This window comes from Nitrosopumilaceae archaeon AB1(1), assembly GCA_033471095.1.
Lineage (GTDB): Archaea > Thermoproteota > Nitrososphaeria > Nitrososphaerales > Nitrosopumilaceae > Nitrosoabyssus > Nitrosoabyssus spongiisocia.
The window spans coordinates 1,068,137-1,090,929 of sequence record CP136752.1 but is presented as its reverse complement, the minus strand read 5'-3'; the positions used below and the strand labels follow the sequence as shown (position 1 = coordinate 1,090,929).

Here is a 22,793-nt window from a genome sequence, read left to right as displayed (position 1 = left end):
TACAAAACGATATGAATAAGAGGTATTTATTTATGAGCTAATAATTTTGAAAAAAAGTAATCAAAAGAGATAACATCAAAAGGGCAGAATTGACTACTTTTTTATTCCAAGAGTTCTATTTTTTAATCGAAGATATGCGTTGTGGCATTTACGACATCTTGTAGCAGATAGTGGATTTCTAACTCCACAATTGAAACATATTCGCATGTATAGACGAGCTTGTTGTGCTATACGTTTTTTTAGAGGATTTGTAATTGGCATATAAAATAAATATCATATGCCTATTATTATTTTGATCGCTTATTTTTATCAATTAAACTTGAATTTTGAGTAGTGTGAATCATGACAAGTATAAAATATCAGTAGAGCGTGTTTTATTTAATCGACATTGTTTATTCTTAATTGTAAAAATTACCCAGAGGCATCAAGTGATCGGTTAATAAAAATATCAACCATATCTAAGAGATTATCCATTAAATACAAAATACCAATACTAATAGCACCACCACCACACATGACATCAGAGATTGCAAGACATTACAAATGTGTAATATCCCAAAGTACAGATAATGCAAAGATTGGTAGTTCCACAGGATATATGGTTCCAGAGTTGCTAAAAAAGGCCAAAATAGTAGGCTCTCTAATTAATCACAGTGAGCACAGAATACCACAAAGTGAAATTGCAATTCAAGTCAGTACTCTGAAAAAATTAGATATGCTGAGTATAGTATGTGTTCAAAATGTACGAGAGGCAAAAAAAATGGTAAAATTAAATCCAGATTATATCGCCATAGAGCCACCAGAATTAATTGGTACCGGAAGATCAGTATCGACACATCGTCCAGAATTAATAGTTGAGGCATCAAAGATAATTAATGGCACAAAAAATAAAACCAAACTATTGTGTGGGGCAGGAATAATATCAGGCAAAGATGTAACAAGAGCAATAGAGCTTGGTGCAGTAGGAATTCTTGTTGCTAGTGGAATAATAAAGGTGAAAAATTATGCTAGAGTTATGGAATCATTTGCAAAATCATTCAAAGGTTAAAACCAATTCTCCAAAGTCTGATTTTTCTTCTCTAGTGCTTTCTCTAGTCTTCCAAGGGACGCATTTATTTTATCAGCAGAAAAATCATGCTTTTGTGCCATGAACTGTATTATACCATCATTATTCACATCACCAAATTCAATATCATCGACTTGGGACACATCAGGTTTTAGAAATATGTCTCTAATTTGTGAATAATCAATCATATCCAACTGTTCTTGTATTGCAGGTATATCCTCAAGTCTAGAGTGTTCACGAATCATCTTGATGGCAGTTGCAGGACCTATGCGTTTGAAACCGTTTGGGTTAAAGTCAGTACCAATTAAAATTGCAACATCTACCAATTCTTCATGAGTAAGTTTTAGCGATTCTAGTGTCTTTTCAAAATAAATCATTTCAGGGACTAGTTCGATATAGTGATTCCTATTTGGTATTTTACGTCTACCGCTAGTTGTAAAATTTCGTACCAATCGGGTAGAGCCAAATAGAATAGAGTCGTAATCTTGACTTGCAGTTGCAAAAACTTTACCGGTCCTTGTAAGGTGTGCTGCAGTCGCCTCACCCTCACCTTTTGCATCCACGTAGGGTATACCAAATGAGCCGAGCAGTGTTTTAGCATCAGAGATTATATAGTCATTTAGTGTAGTAGTCTGCTGAGCATATTTCTTAGCATCAGCAGTATTACCCTCAGAGATGGCCCTTTCATATTTTACCGTAGCATCTTTTTTAATCTGACGTCTGCGTGCAACTTCGGCAGATTTCAAAGAAGGAGACTTGCCATCAAAGATATAAACTGGAAGTATTCCTTTAGATAAATAATTGATATTTCTATAGAATAATCCACTGATGTGACTTGTTACATGTCCGTGTGAGTCAGTTAATTGTAGACCATTAATTCCACGGATGGTAGATAAAAATTGGTATAACGCATTATAGGCATCAATTGCCACAATTTTATTTGCAAAAGAGTCCAAACTAGTCGGTTCTTTCGGTACAAGTTTTTTAAAATTTACACCCATTATTCATCAAGGTATCAAGACAGCACGTGCGTCAATTTGAGAATTCTTTAATTTTAACAGTACTTCATTTGCATCTTCAAGTTTGAAAGATTCGGTCACTACAGAGAGGTTGTGTTTTTGTGCCAACTCTACAACCATCCTCATATCTGCCATGGAGCCAATTAGAGTACCTCGTATGGTCTTCTCCTCAAATGCCACAAAATTTGGGATTTTGCCTATAGTTGCCAACACTATCAGGCCACCTTTTTTTACAGACTGTATTGCACTTGCAGTAACTCTATCAGATGGCGCAAACACGATTGCCGCATCCAGTAATCCTATTTTACTGGTAATAGTATTCGTGTTTTCATCATATAAAATAGAATCATCGGCTCCCAACTTTAATGCCACATCAAGATGACGTTGATTTCTAGATATGGCAAACACTTGAAAACCTGCAATCTTTGCAAATTGAATTGCCATGTGTCCTACTCCGCCAATACCGAATATTCCAACGCGTTTATTTTTGTCCGGTTCTGCAGCCTTGACTGCCTTGAATGCGGTAATACCGGCACAAAATAGAGGAGTNGCATATTCAGAACTCATGGATTCTGGAATCTTTGTTGCAAAATCTTCAGATACATTTACGTATTCAGCATAACCTCCACGCAATGTCTCACCTAAAACATCCATGGATTCACATAGTTGCTCCTTTCCATCTTTACAATAATCACAATTCATACACGATTCCAACAATGGTGATATACCGGCCCTATCCCCAACTGCAAATTTAGTGACGGCAGAGCCAATCTCTACCACTTTCCCCACTACTTCATGACCAGGTATTGTAGGCAGCGACGGTGGTATGTCTAGGTCTTTCCAATCCCCCTCTATACTGTGAAGTTGAGAGTGACACACGCCACACGCCTCAATTTTGAGTAGTATTTGATTAGGAGTCTCAACTTTGTGTTTAATGACATTTTGTAACTTTAGAGGTCTCTCTTCAATTGGTGCAAGTTTGGATAAAATCATTGCACGCATCATATCAGACATTACAGTAAGGAAAAGTGTGAATAGTATAAAGATATGGTTTTACAATTCTGTCAATTCAGAGGTTAATATTCATAAGAATCAACGATTAACATAATCTAATTATTTCGTCACATGATAAATATTGTTATTTTTAGCCTGTAACTATGAATTTGATACTGGTAGGTTCTTTGAGAATTTTAGATATTAATTTCTCTATAAATCATAGTTTAGTTTGAATTGATATAAAAGACAATCCACAAAAATGCAAAGATTTCGTAAATTGTGTATGCTGAGGTCTATTACACGGATAATAATTTCATTTTATAAAACAAAAGGATATGTGTTAGAATCCAATATTTAAAAAATTGGCTAGACACATCCCAAAGGTAATAGAAGTATCATATTGGATTCAGGTCATCTCTCAGAGAACCATAATATTATATCAACACTAAATTATATCTCAAAGTCGAATCCAATCTACGAATTCTTATCAAATAAAATTGAAAATTACATACTCTTCCCATGTAAAAATAGAAGCAAATTTGTTCCTAATTTAGAAATTTTCTAAAAATGGCTGAATTTGTAAATTATTTGTTTTATTGATTCAAACTCCATTGAATCATCACACAATTCATTCAAAATTTCCCAATCAATGGTTTTAGATTTCTTGTGGATTAACAATTCTAAATCACTTTGATAATTTGGAGTGTAACTATCATTATATGCACGATATTTCATTATAATTAAGGCCTCAACACATGCAGCACAAATTATCTTATTTTTTCCAAGATTAAATTTTATAGCAGTTTTTTCTAATTGGCTCATAGAAATGCCACTTACATCTTCTCTATACACATCGATTTTTATTTGACGTGGGGAATACCATGAATCTCTTGATTTTTTAATTGGAATAGTTCAGATTAATCATTTCATCTCTACTAATAGTACCTGTTATTCCAATGTCAACATCATTAGATGCTCTATTTCGTTTTGTGTAAAGTATTACTGCTACTGCCCCCACCACTATTACTCTAGGTAATTCACTAGAAATTTCAATTGCTTCAGAAATTAATTCATCCATCATATGTAGCTGACGAAGATCTTTTTGCACTTTTTTTACAAATTCTAATGGAAAATACCCACGTTCTTTTAAATCATTACTATAAACCAACTCAAGGGCAATCGCATCCAATGTATTTCTTCCTCCTTTTGCAATACAATCTAAATATATTCTCTCAATTACATTATCAAAATTTCCTAATTTTGAAAGTAAAATTATATTTCCACTTTTCCCCTCATTAAAATTATTTTCAATTAAATAATTTGCTGATTTTTCCACATTATCAACATAAATGAAAAATTCAGAAGGTATTTGATATTTAGTTAATTCCCATGTTGCGTAATCCAGAGTAGTTAAAAATTTTCCTGGTAGATGTTTTTTTGCAAAATTAATATCAGATTCATTGTAGTATTTTCCAAATCGTCTTGCATTTTTTAATGCAATTAATGATTCAGATAGTTTTTTCCTAATTGAGAAAGGTTGAGTTACAACACTGGATTTAATTTGGAATGCATCACGATTTAATTTGGCCAAACCAATTTTTTCCAAAGTTCGTAGTCTACTATATGCAGTAGTAAGAGAACCTGCTTGCTTTTTTGCATCTTTCTTTATACTATACACTAACTGATCTGTAAAGGCCTGAGCAAACATGATAGCCCGATTAACCTCATTTGATTCCATGATCTGTGTATCAACATGTATCATAATTCATACAAGCTTGTTATACTAATAAATATTTTTGAAAATATTTAGAACTATATATAGTCAACATATATTTTGCTGTCATATCTATATAAGACTTCCATGTAAGGATTCATCCATTACTCTTTCTTAAAAATTAACCACAGTGCATCAAATATCAGCAGAGTATTGAAGAGAAATAATTTTCGTACAAATTGCTGTATGATATATACTAAAAAAAATTTAACATGATGAATTTGATTTAATTTATAGAAATCTAGAATTTATCAGTACGTCAACCTACAACTTGACAAAGTCAATTTTACTAATCAATCCAATCTGTATCGCAGAATTGGAGGAATTACTTCTCCATCTGTACGAATTTCAGTCTTTACTCCAACATGACCTAGTTGTTCATGATACAAATCTATCACGATAGGATGAACCTTCCAGCCATATGTTGGAAGACTATCAAAAGGTACAAGAATGGTAAAATTACTAGTATTGGTGAATTTTTTTTGAAAAGATTCCCTCATACCTAAAATCTCCAAAGTTAATGACTGAGTCTTATCAGTAGAGTCTACGAATGTTACAGTTATCAATTCATCATTAATTGAATATACACCTTCAACAAAAAATGCTTCTTTGAACATTTGTTGTTCTTTAGGATTTTGAATAAATGAAGATGCAAAGATGGATATCAAGGCTATAAAAATACCAATGAGTATAATTTTACTACGAGACATTTAATTTACCTTGGGTAAATTCCTTGTTGGTTTTCACTTTAAATTGATGTAATATATCAACACGCTCTAAAACTTGCTCTAGTGTACGCTCTGTACCAGGAACAGGGTTCTTTTTGAAAAATTGTCGTACGCGTTTTTCCTCTGTTTTATTCACAAGATGCGATATACTTGCAACTATTCTATTGAATAATGGGTTTCCAAATCCAACCTTTTCACTAAGTGATGACCAATTCTTTTGAAGCCATGGCCAAAGAATATCAACAGCGTATGGATTTGTAGCCATTCCAGTTATCGGAATATGCATATTTTGAGATCTCACAGAATCTGATTTGGAAAAATTCAACACGTCTAATAGTAATGTACGATTCTTAAACCAACACATACCTGCAAGTAGTCTATTCTTCTCTTCTTGTGTTGATGCCTTTACAAATAATTGTTTAAATGTTTTTAGAGTTTTGGAATCATTTCTACTAAACGCCACCAATCCATATATCGTAGCACTCAGATCTGGAGACAAGTCTGATTTTTTAAGTGATTTATCAAATTTAGATTGAGCAGCATGAATAATAGGGTCATCATTCAATCTTCCAAGTAGATGAATCACTGCACTGCGCAAAAATATATTGACATGTGGCTCACCGCGTTTGGCAGACCATCCTAAATCAGAAAAGACTGTTTGCAGATAATTTCTCGATACATCCTGCAAAATTGGATAGGATTTTTCTCTTCTACTATGAAACAAAAGAGAAGATAAATTACGAATAATATCAGAGCGAACTAGATAATCTGTATCGCCATTTAATTTACCTACGAGTGTTAAATAATTATTCAGTGTTGTGTGGCCATATATCGTAGTGGCGTATAGATCATTTTCAAGTGACCAACGATCTATTGGGTTAATAATCACAGACAGGATATCATTCAGATTTGAGAGTGATTTGTCAAAAATAATTCTATAAAACCCATGTTTTTGAGGATTAATATTTAAAGAATATTTAGATGATACATTTAGAGTTTTTTTACTCATCACGATATAATTGGTAGAATTGTCAGTTAGCGCAATAGGAATTGGCCACATGCCAGACAATCTTTTCTTTCGCATTGTAAATCTTGCCTGAGTGATGGATAGGCGATTTTTCTTTTTTGCAAGTTTGACTAGAGGATAACCGGTTTGCGATATCCAAGAGTTCATGATTTTGCGTACATTCTTTCCAGACGTCTTGCCTAGTTGAGTCCATAAATCATTACCAGTAGCATTTGAATATTTGAAATGTTTTAGATAAATCTGCAAACCTTTTTGAAAAGATGCCTCACCGATAAAGTGCTCCAACATTCGCAAAACAGAACCCCCTTTATCATAAGATATGGAATCAAATATTTCTCTAATCTCAGATGGATGTTTTACTGGAACATCGATTGGATGAGAGTGTTGTAATGAATCCAAATTCATGGCATTAGATATTGTATCGCCGACAAATTGATCCCACAACTTCCATTTTGGATAAAACTTGTCTACAAATTTTATAGCCATAAATGTGGCAAAGCTCTCGTTTAACCACAAATCATTCCACCACTCCATGGTAACTAGATTACCAAACCACTGATGAGCGATTTCATGAGAGATTACCTCAGCTATGAACTGTTTCGTCTTGGCAGATGAAGTTTTAGAGTCATAGAGTAGTATAGATTCTCTAAAGGTTATAGCCCCCCAATTCTCCATGGCCCCTGCAGCAAAATCTGGGATTGCCAAGAGATCAAGTTTCGGTAGTGGATATTGTATTTTAAAATACTTTTCATATTCATTTAGGATTTTTTTAGCAAAATCTAACGCAAATTTACCACGTCTAATATTATCCGGTGTTGTAATTACACGAATTGAGATATCCCTCAATTTAGTCTGTATAGTTGCAAACTCTCCTACACCAAGGTATAACAGATATGTAGACATGACAGGGGTTGTCATGAATTTATGTGCAACACTCAAGCCTATTTTTTTACGACTCTGAACTGGCATGTTTGAAATTGCCATGTATTTGGATTCAGTAGTTATTGTTACATCAAACGTAGCCTTTGCGCTAGGTTCATCCCAGCATGGAAATGTACGTCGTGCATCAGCTGCCTCGAATTGAGTAGTTGCGATGTAATGTTTTTTACCTTTCTTGTCAGTATAGGTGCTTTTATAAAATCCTAATAATTTATCATTAAGAATTCCATTAAACTTGAGCATGATTTCAAATGTGCCACGAATTGATTTATTCAAAGTTATGATTAATTTTTCCTCTTTTACACTAGTGCTAAAATGAGATTCTACCAGTATTCCTTTTGATTTTACCGCACATGCTTGGATATCTAGTTCAGACGCATCAAGGGTAATGCGCTTAATGAATAGTGATGATTTTGCAGTAATTATTTCATCACCTGAGAATTTGGCAGTCTTGAGATTAGGATGAAATTGTAGTGAGTAGTTGATTCCAAGCATGGATTTCATAAACAGACTGATTTTTTATCCTTTATCAACATTAAGAGAGGAATTATTTGTAGCAGAGGAGATAGTCATACTACAAAATAAAAATAGGTAAAATTAATCATTATTCATGAAACAAAAGGGGATATCACGTATCAAAATATTGGTCGCAAAACTCGGGCTTGATGGACACGATAGAGGAGCACTAGTATTATGTAAAGCATTCAGGGATGCAGGTATGGAAGTCATTTATTCAGGATTATTCTCAACTCCAGTACAGATTGCACAAATCGCACAAGACGAAGATGTAGATGTAATTGCAATGAGTCTGCTTAATGGCGCTCACAATACATTATTTCCACGAGTTGTAAAAGAATTGAAAAAGAAAAAAGTGAAAAATGTATTAATCCTCGGAGGTGGAGTTATACCTCAAGAAGATAAAAAGAAATTAATCAAGGCCGGTATAAATTCCGTATTCAGTCCCGGAACGTCACTACCATTCATCATACAAGAAGTGACAACTGGTGTGAAAAAGATTAAAAAATAATCATTCAGTAGAGTCTGGCCACATCATTTTACGCATCTGTTTACCAGTTTTTTCTATATCATGATTGTCCAATTTGGTCATAAATTGATTAAACGCATCCTTGCCACTATTTTTGTACGCCTCAACCCATTCTTTGTTAAATGTTCCATCTTGTATCTCAGTTAAAACATCTTTCATGTGTTGTTTTGCAGCAGGATCAATTATTCGTGGACCTCTAGTCATACCACCATACCGTGCAGTTTCACTTACACGTCTCCACATACCATTAATGCCATACGCCTGTACCAAATCTGCAATAAGTTTGATCTCATGCAATACCTCAAAGTATGCAATCTCTGGTTGGTATCCAGATTCCACCAAAGTCTCAAAAGAATTTGTAATCATGCTAGCCATACCACCACACAGATTTGCTTGTTCTCCAAACCAATCAGTCTCAACTTCTTCTTGGAAAGTGGTCTTTATCAGCCCAGGTCTTGCACTGCCAATACCCTTTGCAATACCAAGTGTTCTATCCCAAGCCTTACCAGTGAAATCCTGATGCACTGCAACAATAGATGGGGTACCGAAACCTGCAAGATATGTCTCTCGCACTTTGGAGCCAGGACCCTTTGGGGCTATCATAATTATATCGACATTATCAGGTGCATCTATCCATTTCCAATGAATTGCAGCTGCATGAGAGAAAGATAATGCATTTCCGGGAGATAAATTTGGAAGAATATCACTAGTATAGATGCTTGCCTGCAGCATATCAGGAACTAGAATGTGTATGATATCAGCACGTTTGCATGCATCTGCAATAGACATTACATTATGTCCATCAGATTCTGCTTTTTTCCAACTAGCACCCTGACGAAGTCCTATTATTACATTAAGGCCACTGTCTTTTAGGTTATTTGCCTGAGCATCACCTTGTATGCCATAGCCAATAACAGCTATAACATCATCTTTAATTGGATCAAGACTGATATCAGAATCCTTCCACAATTTTGCCATTAATTGACTTTGAATTTTGTTATATAAAAATCATGACTAGTATGAAATATGTAAATTAGAAATTAATAACAATATCCAAGTTTTAAATTCATATTAATAATACACAAACAAAACTTTGATTTTTATAATTCAACATTAATGATTTAATGTGCAATACTTTAGTGCGCTGAAAAGAGGGCAGGTTCAAGTAAGAAAGGCCAGAGAGTATCTCAACTCACTTACACAAGGAAGAGCAATGCCTGCCATGGCACTAAGAGGCCAAATACAAGAATCGTGGGAGCCTGTCGGAGAAGAAAACCTATATGCTATTGTGAATGAGGCGTCAGGATATGTACTTGGGGATTCAGGCGGATGTATAGTAGCCATTGTTGACAGTACCGGAACATCCAAGGCAATTGTACAAGGAGTAGGAAAGCAAGAGGAAGAAAGCTTGATTGAAAAGTTTGTAAAAGATGGTTTAGAAAAGTTTGAGGGTAGGGTAATACTACCAGTATAACATTAATCATAAACATATATTTTTTATAATTTTAGGATTTATTTTGTTTTTAATTCTAGCATAGCTTTTTAATCATCACTATTCATGGAACAATATGGAGAAATTTTTCACGATACTAGAAGTGAATAAAGAACTTGAACGACTAGACGAAAAATTCAAAACAATTCAAAGAACCAAAGCAGAAATTACAAAAATTGGAGTATTTATACAAAAAAATGAATCAATGGATCAACCTTTACAAGAGCACTTGTCATTAAAAAGAAAAATGAATCACGCAATGGCAGAATTGTATAAATTAATAGCAGAGTTTGAGGATACAGGAGCAGTCATAAAAAGTGTTGATCAGGGATTAGTTGACTTTCCATCTAAAAGATTTGGAAACGACGTATGGTTGTGTTGGAAGATTGGTGAAACTGAGGTAAAGTTTTGGCATGAAAAAAATGAGGGATTTAATGGAAGAAAACCATTAGAGACTGATGACGAATTGCTGGTCTAATTATTCAAATATGTGAGTGAATCAAAAAATTCTGTTTGGTCTTTGGGTGTTGAGACGACTATTCATACAGTATGAAATTCGCCATGAGGTAAATAATCTCAAATTTTAAAAGTCGGTACGAATTTAGCACTTGATTTATGTAAATCCTCAGCCATCCTTCATCATATCATACATAACATAATTACTTTTTTTAGAACTATAGTTATAGTAAAGAACTGTGTGTGTTCAAATCCTCTTTAAATTCATGCGTCAGTTTTGAAAAATTTTAACCTACTTGGTAGAGAACCTGAACACATACCATTAATTTATCACATGATTAATATTTGACACATTCAAACACTATATCCGTATGAGTAATATTACATATTCAAACAACTTTGAAAAATTTATACATATTGCCAGAGATAAAAAACAAATTCAGGATATTTCACTATACCTGAGATTACATAATATAGACTTGAAATGGAAAATTGAGAATAACCAATTAGTTTTTAAGATAATGAGCATATGGAGAAGATTACAAGATTGACTATTTGTATAGCATCTATGGCAAATGAGAATCATGTTGTAGTGGCTTCTGACAGAATGGTAACTCTGAATTTGCCAAGCACAGAGTTTGAACATAATGTACCGAAAACTCTTAAATTAACTGACAATTGTGTTGCATCCACAGTGGAAACGCATTAGGATTTACTCCAATTTATGAAGAAACACTTAAACGGATTCAACAAAAGACAAGTACATTAAGCATTAAAAATATTGCTGATGTGATAAGAACCGCATACACCAATGCGCGAAATGCAAAGCTTAATTCAGACATTTTATCTACAATTGGATTGGATTTACAAGGGTACTATAGTTCCAACAGAATGTTGGCACCGGAGATTGTAGTGAATGTAGCCCAAGCTATGCAACAATACAACTATGGAGTATCAGTTTTAATTGCAGGTGTAGATGAATATGGTGGACATATTTACAGAGTTGACAACCCTGCTAGAGTTGAATCTTATGATTCTATTGGTCATTGTGCAATTGGTTCTGGAGATATACATGCCATATCAACATTCATTGGAAACAATTATGATCCTAAACTGGATTTGAATCATGTTGTAGCAATGACCTACGAAGCTGAAACGTAAAAGTGAAAAAGCTCAAGGAGTGGGTGAGGAAACTGATCTATATGTAATATGCGATAAAGGAATAATCAAATTACCTAAAGATACCGTTGCTAAATTGGCAGACATATTTAATGAAAAAACAAAGCAAGAAATAGATTCGGTTGCCAAATTAGAAGTTCTAGTTAAAAGTTTAGACATTAAATCATTAGATAATACTAATACTGAAAAATTATAAAATTCACAGTCTATTTGTTGCGTCTGGCTTTTTTGTAATAAATGGATTTGGCTTAATAGAACATGTTCTAAATACAATACTTTGAATAGTCGCACTAGAATCGGCAAGAGGGATTATTTCTAAACCATTGTTTATTGTATGTTTTTTTACAACAGTTTGCTTTATTGAATCAGACATATTACTTTCATACCTTACACGATATATTTATCTATTTATTTGAGTGTGACACGTAGGAATTCACCTCCATGTCTGAATAAATAAAATTTAGAATGATCTTAGACGTTAAATATATGATCATCTTGAGAATTATTAACAACTCAGATGTAACAGAATTGTTTACGAATAATATTCAAAGATATGACAGAACCAATCATAACAACTTTTTTAATTAAGAATGAGAAAATTACTATATGCAGATTCAGGAGGCAAGACGTATTTTACACGTAGAGCAAGACGCAGACCCTGAAGAAATTAAATCAGCATATAGAAAACTAGCACTAGAGTTACACCCAGATAAAAATATCAAGAAAGATGAAGACTCGTTTAAGAGAATAACTATAGCATACAATATACTAAAAAATGAATCACCAAGCAAGCCGAGAAAGACTATTCATCGCACAAAACCGCAAGGTTCAACGTATAATTGGGGAGCATCTAAAGGGGCACCGCCGGAGGAGGATTGGTCTAAATTTACTAGAGAGTTTGAAGAGGGAGATCCCACATTTTGGAGAAACTATGAAGAAAAATTTTGGAGAGATTATGATGTTTATAAAAAAACAGACAGACAGCACAAAGAAGAAGAAAAAGCACAAGAGCCCAACAGACAACCAAATTTGAAAATAGTTACAAACGAGTCGTTATGTATTGGTTGTTGTAGTTGTGAGATTATTGCACCAAATGTATTTGCAATTGATGAATCTAGAATTAACCCAAAATCTCATGTAATTAATCAAAAAGGAGCAGGATTTAACAAGATAATGAATGCAGCTGAGACATGTCCTACAAAAGCAATAAGTGTAGATGATTTAGATACCAATACCAGATTATGGCCACTTTAATCTTTGAGTTGTTTATGTACTAGTGACAAATCTTTTTTCTCAATAGATTTGAACATGCTATGTATCGGTCCTGCACCATCATTTGGACTTCTAGGAATCAGATGTATGTGAACATGTGGAACTTCTTGGCCGCTAATCTTTCCATTGTGTATTGCAAACAGAGTTGAGCCAGTAAGAGTATCAATTTTTTTTACAACTTTTTGTGCCAAAGCAAATAAATCAGTACAACTATTCACATCCAAATCTTGAATCTTTTCATAGTGTTTTTTAGGTATTACAAGAGTATGACCCAAAGCTAGGGGATTGACATCCAAGAATGCAATAGAATAATCACTGGAAGATATCACATACGCAGGGATTTTACCATTAATAATGTCGCAAAATAGGCACCCACTCATGATATCATCATACATCTTGTCCATAAGATTGATTTTATTAATCTAGAGTAAAAATTTACCATTTAGTAAATTTTATCTGAGATGGTACATTAACAATTTATTTGAAAAAAGCATAGTATGACAGCAATAATAGAAGAGAATAATGAAAAGGCGTTTTGGAGTGATGTGGGCAGATATACAACCACCAACAAAGATGAATCATTTGCTACAGAGATGGCATATGTCCTAGTAACACTCCATAAAATTGGAGTTTAATAATTCCAAGATTTCACAATATCATCCATTCGCTTTGTACAATTTTCACGATCTTTGTGAGAGTCAATAGAGTAAAAGATCGCATCAGGAAATTTTACACACTTTAAGAGATTTTTTTTTGCATAATTTGGAAAAACAGTATCCTCTATATTTCCATTATCTGGTAAATCATTCAAGAGATCATTAGATAGTAGATAGACCCCAGCGTTTATCCACATGTCTGGAATTATTCCTTTTTCTTTAAATTTTAAAACATTGTCACCGTCAATGTCCAACACACCATATCCGGTAGGTAATTGTACAGCTGCAATAGAATTAATTGATAATTTTTTTAAATTAACACTAGTAATCACATCGCCATTAATCACATAGAACGACTCGTCACTCAAATAACTAGACGCATTTTTTATCGCCCCACCTGTTCCAAGTGGAGTAGATTCCACAGAGAAAGACACATCAACATCAAAGTTGTTATGAGATTTCAAATAGGTCTCTATCTGTTCGTGTTTATATCCACAACATATTACAAATTTATCTATTCCAAATTTTTTCAAATAAGTTATCTGCCACTCTATAATTGGCACATTATTAATCGGGATTAGAGGTTTTGGGATGTAATCAGTTAGTGGTTGTAAACGTAAACCTCTACCGCCTGCTAGGATTAATGCCAGAGTCATGATTATTTATACAGAAGGATTAGTTATTAAATGCTAAAGAGATCTACGGTTGCAACGCCAAAATAATATCCCAAGAATGTCAATATCATGCTCCACGATATTGAGCCGATTAGAGTGTAAAGTAGAAATTTTGGGAATTTCATAGAAAATATACCGGCGGGAATTGACACCAACTCTCTAATTCCAGGTACTAGTCTGCCCAAGAGGACAGACTTGTCACCATACTTTGCAAACCATTTATCGGATTTATCTATAGACGATGATTTAATTCCCAGACGTTTACCATAACGCAAAATTCCAACACGTCCAAGATATCTAGATATAAAATAAAATACAGTAGAGCCAACAGTAGCACCACATCCACCTACAATACCGACAGTAATAATATGCCATGGCTCCAAATTTGTCTGAAGTATGGTATAGCCGGCAAGTGGATATACAAGTTCACTTGGGATTAGAGGAAATATGGTCTCAACAAGTGCTGCTAGAAAGACACCAAGATAGAGATTCTCAGAGATTACATTCAAAAGCCAATCTATCAATATGGTAATTTCAGACATTATCTTCAGTTATTATATAATGAACGTCTTGATAACAGATTCGGCAGTATTGTTTACTATCCGTGTGCTCACAGGAGTATAATTTTGAAGTTTCACCATGACAGTTTACACAAGTTTCCATCTAGGTCAAGACTTTACTACTTTGACTGTACCCATTGCAGTTAAAATTATACCTGCAATAAAGAGCGGAGCGGCTCCACGTAGATTATCCATTTTAACTACATCCTCAGACATAGATTCAAAAGGTAATGCAACAATTATGATTCCTCCAAGAAATACCAAGGCTGCCACTATTAAGAGTAGGATGCCAAGAATTTTTGATTGAGATTTTAATGATATGAAAAATGCCACAAAGGCCAATAATAGAGATACGCCACCCAATCCCATTCCACGAGTTTTGTGATCAAAGGGGAGAAATCCATCACCACCATCAAGACTGACGATAACATCTGCGCCATAAGTTGCAAGCAGTATAACTGAAATGATTGTCATTCCAATGGCAATTTTTACTATCATGATTCACATGATAATTAGTCTATTAATAATCGTTAAGATGATACATCACATTTAATATTCAAACATGAGTAATTAGAGCATTGACTAAATCACCTACAACACCGACACGGGCAGATAAAGACAGAGTAAAATTATTAAATATAGTTGCAAAGGAAGGAATAAAAAAATTCAGCATTGCAGAATTAGAGAAATTGCAAATATTAGTCGAGAAAAAAGATTATTCCCATAATAAAAAGGCGCATAAATCCAAGGTTAAATTATTGGCAGAAATATCCACACAAATCTATAAACTTCAAGACGAAATTGATGATCCTACAGAGAAGAGGGATTAAAGTGTGTGGTAGAAAAAGCACTTGTCCAAATTATAACATACTGAATAAATCGTATATCAAAATATAGAGATTTTAGGTTAAAACTCATCAACTCTACATAGAATAATGTTAGGAGGATACATCATATAAAAAATTCCAAGTGAATGATGTTTTAAAAGTGTCGAGTTTGAAAGTGTATATGTCTCGGTTATGTTGTGTTATCTGGATCTATTTGTAGAACTAGATAACATACATCAAACACATATCTTGTAAATTTTTTTCTGGTTAATTAAAAGTAGAGAAAGTTTTTAGGATGATATAAGCAAATACACCTACTGCTATAATCGTCACATCTATCTTTACACTAGTTTGTACAGTCACAGTATAACAAAATTTAAGTGTAATAAAAAATACAAGTGAAAGTTCCAAGTAATGAATTTGTAGTATTTCGTAAATCTTTGTTTATGTTAGATATCATGTGTAAGGATCTTAGAAATTGAAATACATTATTCATTTAACATCCATGAATGAAATTCCACAGGTTAAGATAATGTAGTAGAATACACATCTTGTAACTTTATTAATGACACCATCACTATGTAATGTGTTCCGCTGGGTACCAGCTGAGAGACGTCGCAAGATGAGCTCAGGAACCATCTAATCCAACCAAAAACTTTACGCGTCGTTTTAAGTCACATATCAATTTTATCGTTATTCATATTCTTTTAACATTATTATCAAATTTATTTTGAAACAACTAAAATTCACAATTCATAAATAATTATAGAATTTAATATATTATGAATAGATTGATAACTTTGTCGAATTACATAAATTAACACTAAAATTATATTAAAAAATTAAACCCTGTATGCCAAATAAACTTGGTTTAGAGTCAAGTCCATATCTTTTACAGCATGCAGACAATCCAGTGGAATGGCATGCATGGAATGATGAATCACTACAAAGAGCAAAAGATGAAAATAAACCAATATTCTTAAGCGTAGGGTATAGTTCATGTCATTGGTGTCATGTAATGGCACACGAGTCTTTTGAAGATGTGAATGTTGCTGAAATAATGAACAAGTATTTTATAAATATCAAAGTGGATAGAGAGGAGAGACCCGACATTGATGACATTTATCAAAAAGCATGTCAAATGATAACAGGGCAGGGAGGATGGCCATTAAGTGTATTTCTCACACCTGATCAAAAGCCATTTTATGTTGGAACATACTTTCCTCCAACAGATTTTCATGGACGACCAAGTTTTGGCAGTATTTTAAGACAGTTAGCACAGGGGTGGAGAGAGAAGCAGACAGATATGATTGACGCTGCAGAAAAATGCTACACATCACTATACACAAAACCGCAAAAATCAATCAGTAAAGAGGAATCATTAACCAAGTTGATAGATACCAGCGCAAATAATCTAATGTCAATAGCTGATCACACGTATGGAGGATTTGGTAGTGCTCCGAAATTTCCAAATTCGATAAATTTATCATTTTTATTTAGATACTCAAAACTTGTTGGTAATCCTAGTTTTCAAGAGTTTGCGTTAAAGACATTGAGAAAAATGGCGTCTAGTGGAATGTATGATCAAATAGGAGGAGGATTTCATAGATATTCTACAAATCAAACATGGCTTGTACCACACTTTGAGAAAATGCTGTACGATAACGCATTATTAATCATCACATATGCAGAAGCATTTCAGATAACAAAGGAAGAGTTTTACAAAAATGTAGTAATTGAGACACTAGATTACACATTACGAGAGATGACACTACCAGATGGATGTTTCTGCTCTTCACAGGACGCAGATTCGGAGAAAGGTGAGGGGGTATATTATACCTGGAGCAAAAGTGAGATTTTCAAGATTTTAATTAACGACGCAGATATGTTTTGTACATATCATGGTGTAACAGATGGAGGAAATTTCGAGGGCAGTAACATTTTACATCGATCAATGCCGCTATCAGCAATAGCATTTCATACAAACATGTCCGAGGAGACGGTTAATCATGCATTGAAAAATTCTAAAGTTAAGTTATTAAAAGTAAGAGATACCAGAGACAGACCAGGACGAGATGATAAAGTAATTACATCATGGAATGCGTTAATGATTAGTGCTTTTGTAAAGGGATATGAAATTACACATGATGAAAAATATCTAAATGCTGCAGTAAAGTGTGTTGATTTCATAGAGGAGACATTGTACAAAAATGACAAACTATTACGAATATTCAAAGATGGTGAGAGCAAAATTCACGGATATTTGGAGGATTACACATATCTAATTGCAGCTTTGCTAGACTTGTTTGCAGTAAAAGCAGATAGACGATACATAGACAAAGCAGTGTTACTAGCAGATTACACCATAAATCATTATTGCGATGAAGAGAGTATGACATTTTTCATGACGTCAGATAATCATGATCCATTAATATTCAGACCAAGCAGTGATTATGATTTATCCACACCGTCTGGAAGCTCAGTTGCAGCTGACATTTTGCAAAGATTATTCATTTTTACAAACAATACAAAATATCATAATTTACTAGACAAATTTATAAATTCACGAATTGGAATAATTACACAAAATCCATTTGCGTTTGGTAATTTGCTAAATGTGATATACACCAAAGTGCAAAAACCAACAGAGATTACTGTTTTAAGTTTAAATGATATAATGATAAAACAACTAAGAGAGTCATTCCTACCAGAAGGCATAACGGTAGAGATTAGCAAGCAGGAACAGTTGGAGCAATTGAGTAAATATTCATTTTTTGCAGGAAAGACATTCTCAAAAGAGAAAACCACCATATACGTCTGCAAGGATTTTACTTGTTCACAGCCACTATACTCTATAGAAGATGTATCCAAGCTCTGCTAAGTGCTAGTTCCAAAAGTTATCGGAATTATATCATTAACATGTGGTGTTCCCATTCTTTCATAACGGGATTTAGGCATTGTAATTGATATTGTTGTTTGATGATACGACTTTACTTTTATGGTCGGTTGTGCCTGAAGTATTGCCTCTAGTAGTGGCGCAATTTGATCACGCATTTCAGGAGAGATTTTTTTAGCTACATTATCCATGATTAATTGTTTTTGTGATACTGGTTCAGTGTTTACATTTTCAATCAATGTCATTTGTATCACACGACCATTATCCACTATTTGTTGAATTTTATATTCATTAATATCAGACATATTTTTTAATTATTTAGTTTGCATTTATTCCTATCTTAATGCCATGAATAGAGATATTCCAGCAATACCAACCGAGCCGGCAACACCGAGAATGAAAATAATTTTCCCACCGTTAATCATTGTTTTTTTATCGCATCCATTAAAAAACCAGCCTTGGTTAAAACGACCATATTAAAATCAGTCATGTCTTGATTTGTCATCTCAAGTTTTTGATTACTATACATTTGTAGAAAACTAGAATAGAGACACCCCAAGATAATACCAAAGGTTGTGTCAATTAGAGAATGCTCCTTGGAATACGATGTGGCAATATGTTTGTATGATGAGGAAGACTTTGCGTAATAATCTATTAAATCTAGCAAAAATTTTTTATTAGATTCAGATAATGACATGTTTTTATTAAAAGGGTGTGGTTTATTTATTTATATGAGAGAGAATAGTATGTGGAAGATTGAATTTGATGAAGGGGATTGGTTTTACCGTATTTTTGGTAAGGATAAAAACATAGCAGCATATTTTGGACCAGATTATGGTAAAATCCCAAAGGAGAGTGAAGAGGACATCATAAAACAGATGCATAAAGAAAATAGTCACGTATCAGGTGGTTTTTTGACTATACCACTAGTAAAATTTGGCATATTTGATTCAGATTACGAGTCTGACATTTATGATTTAATTGATACAATCGATGGTATTAGTCAGCGACTACAAGTATGGAAAAGTGTATTGGAAGTTGCCACATTAAAAAAACATGTGGTTAAAATATCCCATACTGATCAAGATATGTTGAGTGTAACAATATTCACAACATTTAACCACATAGTATCACTAGATAAAAAAACAATACTAGAAGAAATTAGTCCAATTTTAGATCTAGCATTTGAAAAACAGTTGCTATGATTGATTTTTAAAACTGAATTTCATGACAAGGATTATTATCATAAATGCGATTGCAACAACATTAGTTCCTATAATAAATAGATCATCTTTATAGACACCATAAATTGTCCAAAGAATAACTCCAGTTAAAATTAATAATAAAAGATATTTTGATACATCATCAAGTTTTTTAGTTTGATAACCCTTTATGATTTGCTTTACCCATCCAAGCAATATGAAAATCCCACCAAAAATTGCAATTAATGATAACAAGAGAGGATCAATAGACATGATTCATCAATAAAATGTATCCTCTATACCAGTTTGTTTATGTCTGCCAAGAATTTCATCAAAATCTAAATCCATTGAAGATGTAATTTGATCCAAAGTGGATTCTAAAAAGTCCAAGTATTTGTTTGTGTCAATATCTTTGGGTTTTGCAAGCTCTACAGGCTTTACACCCACTCCCCCAAATGTCTTGACAAAAGAGATAATGTCACCTTTTTGAATTTCACGTTTATTCTCTAGTTTGACAACACGCATATGTTGAGGATCGGTTTTGACATATTCAGAAGTAGTTTTGTCGTTCGTTTTATTAATTGCTAAATCTTCGGATAGAGTTTTAGGCTTTACACCCACTTCATCATGTATGTCGACATAGTCGTCAATTGTGCCTTTTTTACTAACAGGTTTATCCTCTAGTAGTTTTGCAGCACGTATGTGCTGAGGAATTGTTTTGACATATTCGGAAATAGGTTTGCTGACCATTACATTAAACGCCAGTTCCTTTAATGGAATTTCACCTGCTTCTAGCTTTTTTACCCATTTAGATATGGACCAGGTCACCTGCATCTTTGCGCGAGTAAAATCATCTAGAGTTTCAACCACAGATAGGATATTAAGTAGTTCATAGAATAGTGTACGGATAAACGGTGGTGTATGAGATTTTTTCCCCGTCAGACCCTTGACATCTACTTTGCCCTTTTTTGTAACACCTAGATAATTTTTCTTTCTATTACTCAAAACAACATATCTATACTCTTTATCAACCTCAAAATCAACACCGTGTTGTTTTTTTGCAGATTGAATAATATCACTTATTTGTAATTTAGTGGGTTTCTCAACAAATATAGAATCAGTATCACCATACAATACATTAATTCCCGATACCTCACATTTTTTTATTGTCTCAAGAATGATATGTCTTCCAATTGCAGTTGTAGCTTCTGCAGCTGGTAGAAAGTAGAGAGGAAATATTTCACTCCCNATCACACCATAACTTGCATTTAAAATTACTTTAAGGGCCTGACTAATCACAACATACTGTTGTCGTTCTTCTTCAGATAGTGATTCACGTTTTGCTAAATTTTTATAGTAATTTACACGTAGATCACGTAATGAACCAATTAAAAGAGATTCAAGCCCATTATTCATGGTACATGTCCAATGATTAGTCTGAGGTATCTTATTTGATTGGCATTCTTTATGTGGACATCGAACTGTCTCGTATGATAAATTACTTACTTTGATTATACTAGGGTATAGACTTGCAAAATCCATCACTGTCACTTCAAAATATACACCTGCTTTTGGCTCAATCACTAGGCCCCCACGATATTTCTTATCTTTAATTACAGCCTCAGAGGACACATTGGCAGATTTTTTCTCCAACTCCTCTCGCCTTGGAATTATCGCATTGCGTTTACGATGTTCATAGTACAATAGACTGCGTATCCACTGAGACACACCCATTCTTGCAATGTCGTCTATAGGCATACGAGATATACGACTAACGATTACCAATAGATTCATCAAAATATTGTGATTAAACTCTGTTAGCTTGTATGTGAGTCTTGCATCATTGTAACAGTAATGAGCCAATTCATGATAAGTAAGGTCATCAAGGGTCTTCCCATAATCAATCTTCTCCTCACCTAAGAGCGCCTTGGATACACTGTTTAGTGAGAATTCAGTATACTTGTGACTGAATGCATATATCTGAAAGGAGCGGTTAGACAGTGTTCTGTACAAATCAATATGAACGCCTTTCTTTAATGTCGCAGAATCACGCATCATGTATAATGGATTTACATCTACAGATATACCAAGATTCCTCGCTCTATTATACAAATAAGGCATATCAAAGTCATCACCATTATACGTAAGAATAAATGGGTATTGTGCAATTAATGCAAACGCGTCTGTTAACATACTAGATTCATCATCGTAAAAAATAACATCTACACCCTTTGCTTTATTTTCACCATCTTTTTTATCGCCATATCTTAAGACAAACACTTTTTTTAAATCATCACTGCCACGAAACCCAATAACTGTAATGACTTGTTGAGATAATTTAGCATCCGGAAGACGTCCGGTTGTAGATTCAACCTCTATATCAAAACTAAGTCGTTTAATGTTTGGAATTGGTAGATTAAGTAAATTTGCCCATTCAGAGATATATTCGTTGAACTCTTTTTGATTAATCATGGTATCATCTTTATCACTCCATAGTAAATTCTCCAGTTCTTTTTTCACCACAGTTGAAATTTCAGTATCAACGGCAGCTAGTTGGCCTTTAGAAATTTTATAATATTTCCCAACGATTAATTGTCGATCATACAGATAATTTTCATAATATTTAATATCAGACTCCCACGTATCTATTAAATTTCGTATGCTTCCATCAGTGCCTCCTATAGCTAGAGGATTAGTAGTGGTAATTTTACTAACTTGGCAGTCTTTGAATTCAAGCAGATCATATCTTTTTACCAATTCAACAGATACAACATCTTCTCGTTCATCGAGCATGGATAATTCCTTTGGTAGTAATTTTGAGTAACAGTATGGTTTGTGATTAGTCTCATCGCTCCACAGTATAATTTTTTGAGATACGGGTTCATAGAATTTCAAAGTCGCAGATTTTTTTTTATTGTCATATATGGCAGATACCAGCATGGATGATGGCATTTCAAATGATTTTAAATCTGAATTTACCTGCAT

At 33.7% G+C, this 22,793-nt stretch carries 28 protein-coding genes; 11 read left to right on the top strand and 17 right to left on the bottom strand.

What is annotated here, in order from left to right; all coding sequences use genetic code 11:
- Positions 1–93: 93 nt before the first annotated feature.
- On the bottom strand, positions 94–261 hold the full coding sequence (locus R1F52_06460; GenBank protein ID WOV92748.1) for a 50S ribosomal protein L40e: 168 nt from the start codon (positions 259–261) through the stop codon (positions 94–96).
- Between the two features lie 127 nt (positions 262–388).
- Between R1F52_06460 and R1F52_06455 the strand changes: the two genes are divergently transcribed.
- Positions 389–1,048, top strand: a complete 660-nt coding sequence (locus R1F52_06455; protein ID WOV92747.1) for a triose-phosphate isomerase — start codon at positions 389–391, stop codon at positions 1,046–1,048.
- Here the strand turns inward: R1F52_06455 and fen are convergent.
- From fen to R1F52_06425, 6 genes are all read right to left on the bottom strand, one after another.
- A complete protein-coding gene (fen, locus tag R1F52_06450; protein WOV92746.1) occupies positions 1,045–2,067 on the bottom strand; it encodes a flap endonuclease-1 in 1,023 nt (340 codons plus the stop codon). The genes R1F52_06455 and fen overlap by 4 nt on opposite strands.
- A gap of 6 nt (positions 2,068–2,073) precedes the next feature.
- A complete protein-coding gene (locus R1F52_06445; GenBank protein ID WOV92745.1) occupies positions 2,074–3,099 on the bottom strand; it encodes an alcohol dehydrogenase catalytic domain-containing protein in 1,026 nt (341 codons plus the stop codon).
- A 543-nt stretch (positions 3,100–3,642) separates the two neighbouring features.
- On the bottom strand, positions 3,643–3,903 hold the full coding sequence (locus R1F52_06440; GenBank protein ID WOV92744.1) for a hypothetical protein: 261 nt from the start codon (positions 3,901–3,903) through the stop codon (positions 3,643–3,645).
- Positions 3,904–3,979: 76 nt separating this feature from the next.
- Positions 3,980–4,843: a hypothetical protein gene (locus R1F52_06435; GenBank protein WOV92743.1), complete on the bottom strand. Its 864-nt coding sequence runs from the start codon at positions 4,841–4,843 to the stop codon at positions 3,980–3,982.
- 305 nt (positions 4,844–5,148) lie between these two features.
- Positions 5,149–5,565, bottom strand: coding sequence for a hypothetical protein (locus R1F52_06430; protein WOV92742.1), 417 nt, complete (start codon positions 5,563–5,565; stop codon positions 5,149–5,151).
- On the bottom strand, positions 5,555–8,053 hold the full coding sequence (locus R1F52_06425) for a M1 family metallopeptidase (GenBank protein ID WOV92741.1): 2,499 nt from the start codon (positions 8,051–8,053) through the stop codon (positions 5,555–5,557). Before R1F52_06425 ends, R1F52_06430 begins: the two co-directional genes overlap by 11 nt.
- A gap of 106 nt (positions 8,054–8,159) precedes the next feature.
- On the opposite strand from R1F52_06425, the gene R1F52_06420 reads away from it, so the two are divergent.
- On the top strand, positions 8,160–8,576 hold the full coding sequence (locus R1F52_06420; GenBank protein WOV92740.1) for a cobalamin B12-binding domain-containing protein: 417 nt from the start codon (positions 8,160–8,162) through the stop codon (positions 8,574–8,576).
- On the opposite strand, the gene ilvC is transcribed toward R1F52_06420, so the two are convergent.
- Complete coding sequence (gene ilvC / locus R1F52_06415) at positions 8,577–9,587, bottom strand: ketol-acid reductoisomerase (protein ID WOV93879.1); 1,011 nt, start codon at positions 9,585–9,587, stop codon at positions 8,577–8,579.
- A 133-nt stretch (positions 9,588–9,720) separates the two neighbouring features.
- On the opposite strand from ilvC, the gene R1F52_06410 reads away from it, so the two are divergent.
- The 4 genes from R1F52_06410 (at position 9,721) to R1F52_06395 (ending at position 11,917) form a co-directional block, all read left to right on the top strand.
- Complete coding sequence (locus R1F52_06410; protein WOV92739.1) at positions 9,721–10,068, top strand: hypothetical protein; 348 nt, start codon at positions 9,721–9,723, stop codon at positions 10,066–10,068.
- A 94-nt stretch (positions 10,069–10,162) separates the two neighbouring features.
- Positions 10,163–10,564, top strand: a complete 402-nt coding sequence (locus R1F52_06405) for a DUF2203 domain-containing protein (protein ID WOV92738.1) — start codon at positions 10,163–10,165, stop codon at positions 10,562–10,564.
- A 656-nt stretch (positions 10,565–11,220) separates the two neighbouring features.
- Positions 11,221–11,703 (top strand): hypothetical protein, encoded by a 483-nt coding sequence (locus tag R1F52_06400; protein ID WOV92737.1) that lies wholly within the window; start codon positions 11,221–11,223, stop codon positions 11,701–11,703.
- 19 nt (positions 11,704–11,722) lie between these two features.
- Positions 11,723–11,917, top strand: coding sequence for a hypothetical protein (locus tag R1F52_06395; protein WOV92736.1), 195 nt, complete (start codon positions 11,723–11,725; stop codon positions 11,915–11,917).
- Positions 11,918–11,920: 3 nt separating this feature from the next.
- On the opposite strand, the gene R1F52_06390 is transcribed toward R1F52_06395, so the two are convergent.
- Entirely contained in the window at positions 11,921–12,094 is a 174-nt protein-coding gene (locus R1F52_06390) for a hypothetical protein (protein WOV92735.1), read from the bottom strand.
- A 233-nt stretch (positions 12,095–12,327) separates the two neighbouring features.
- Here R1F52_06390 and R1F52_06385 point away from each other — a divergent pair, with 233 nt between their 5' ends.
- Positions 12,328–12,975, top strand: a complete 648-nt coding sequence (locus R1F52_06385) for a DnaJ domain-containing protein (GenBank protein ID WOV92734.1) — start codon at positions 12,328–12,330, stop codon at positions 12,973–12,975.
- Here R1F52_06385 and R1F52_06380 read toward each other — a convergent pair.
- A complete protein-coding gene (locus tag R1F52_06380; GenBank protein ID WOV92733.1) occupies positions 12,972–13,397 on the bottom strand; it encodes an HIT family protein in 426 nt (141 codons plus the stop codon). The two genes, R1F52_06385 and R1F52_06380, sit on opposite strands and share 4 nt — an antisense overlap.
- A 93-nt stretch (positions 13,398–13,490) precedes the next feature.
- Between R1F52_06380 and R1F52_06375 the strand changes: the two genes are divergently transcribed.
- Entirely contained in the window at positions 13,491–13,628 is a 138-nt protein-coding gene (locus R1F52_06375; GenBank protein ID WOV92732.1) for a hypothetical protein, read from the top strand.
- Here R1F52_06375 and R1F52_06370 read toward each other — a convergent pair.
- From R1F52_06370 to R1F52_06360, 3 genes are all read right to left on the bottom strand, one after another.
- Positions 13,625–14,305, bottom strand: a complete 681-nt coding sequence (locus tag R1F52_06370; protein ID WOV92731.1) for a nucleotidyltransferase family protein — start codon at positions 14,303–14,305, stop codon at positions 13,625–13,627. The two genes, R1F52_06375 and R1F52_06370, sit on opposite strands and share 4 nt — an antisense overlap.
- A gap of 26 nt (positions 14,306–14,331) precedes the next feature.
- The gene (locus R1F52_06365) at positions 14,332–14,865 is read right to left on the bottom strand and encodes a DedA family protein (GenBank protein WOV92730.1); all 534 of its coding nucleotides are present in this window, start codon (positions 14,863–14,865) and stop codon (positions 14,332–14,334) included.
- Positions 14,866–14,991: 126 nt separating this feature from the next.
- Positions 14,992–15,381 (bottom strand): hypothetical protein, encoded by a 390-nt coding sequence (locus R1F52_06360; GenBank protein ID WOV92729.1) that lies wholly within the window; start codon positions 15,379–15,381, stop codon positions 14,992–14,994.
- An 80-nt stretch (positions 15,382–15,461) separates the two neighbouring features.
- On the opposite strand from R1F52_06360, the gene R1F52_06355 reads away from it, so the two are divergent.
- Together R1F52_06355 and R1F52_06350 are read left to right on the top strand one after the other, a co-directional pair.
- Complete coding sequence (locus tag R1F52_06355) at positions 15,462–15,713, top strand: hypothetical protein (protein ID WOV92728.1); 252 nt, start codon at positions 15,462–15,464, stop codon at positions 15,711–15,713.
- Between the two features lie 850 nt (positions 15,714–16,563).
- Entirely contained in the window at positions 16,564–18,591 is a 2,028-nt protein-coding gene (locus R1F52_06350; GenBank protein WOV92727.1) for a thioredoxin domain-containing protein, read from the top strand.
- Here R1F52_06350 and R1F52_06345 read toward each other — a convergent pair.
- Together R1F52_06345 and R1F52_06340 are read right to left on the bottom strand one after the other, a co-directional pair.
- On the bottom strand, positions 18,588–18,911 hold the full coding sequence (locus tag R1F52_06345; protein ID WOV92726.1) for a hypothetical protein: 324 nt from the start codon (positions 18,909–18,911) through the stop codon (positions 18,588–18,590). The two genes, R1F52_06350 and R1F52_06345, sit on opposite strands and share 4 nt — an antisense overlap.
- Positions 18,912–19,027: 116 nt before the next feature.
- On the bottom strand, positions 19,028–19,303 hold the full coding sequence (locus R1F52_06340) for a hypothetical protein (GenBank protein ID WOV92725.1): 276 nt from the start codon (positions 19,301–19,303) through the stop codon (positions 19,028–19,030).
- Between the two features lie 49 nt (positions 19,304–19,352).
- Here R1F52_06340 and R1F52_06335 point away from each other — a divergent pair, with 49 nt between their 5' ends.
- Positions 19,353–19,811 carry a hypothetical protein gene (locus tag R1F52_06335; protein ID WOV92724.1) on the top strand — a complete coding sequence of 153 codons (459 nt, stop codon included), beginning with the start codon at positions 19,353–19,355 and terminating at the stop codon, positions 19,809–19,811.
- Here the strand turns inward: R1F52_06335 and R1F52_06330 are convergent.
- Both R1F52_06330 and R1F52_06325 read right to left on the bottom strand, forming a co-directional pair.
- Positions 19,806–20,081, bottom strand: coding sequence for a SemiSWEET family transporter (locus R1F52_06330; protein ID WOV92723.1), 276 nt, complete (start codon positions 20,079–20,081; stop codon positions 19,806–19,808). The genes R1F52_06335 and R1F52_06330 overlap by 6 nt on opposite strands.
- Positions 20,082–20,087: 6 nt before the next feature.
- On the bottom strand, positions 20,088–22,793 hold the full coding sequence (locus R1F52_06325; protein WOV92722.1) for a DNA-directed DNA polymerase I: 2,706 nt from the start codon (positions 22,791–22,793) through the stop codon (positions 20,088–20,090).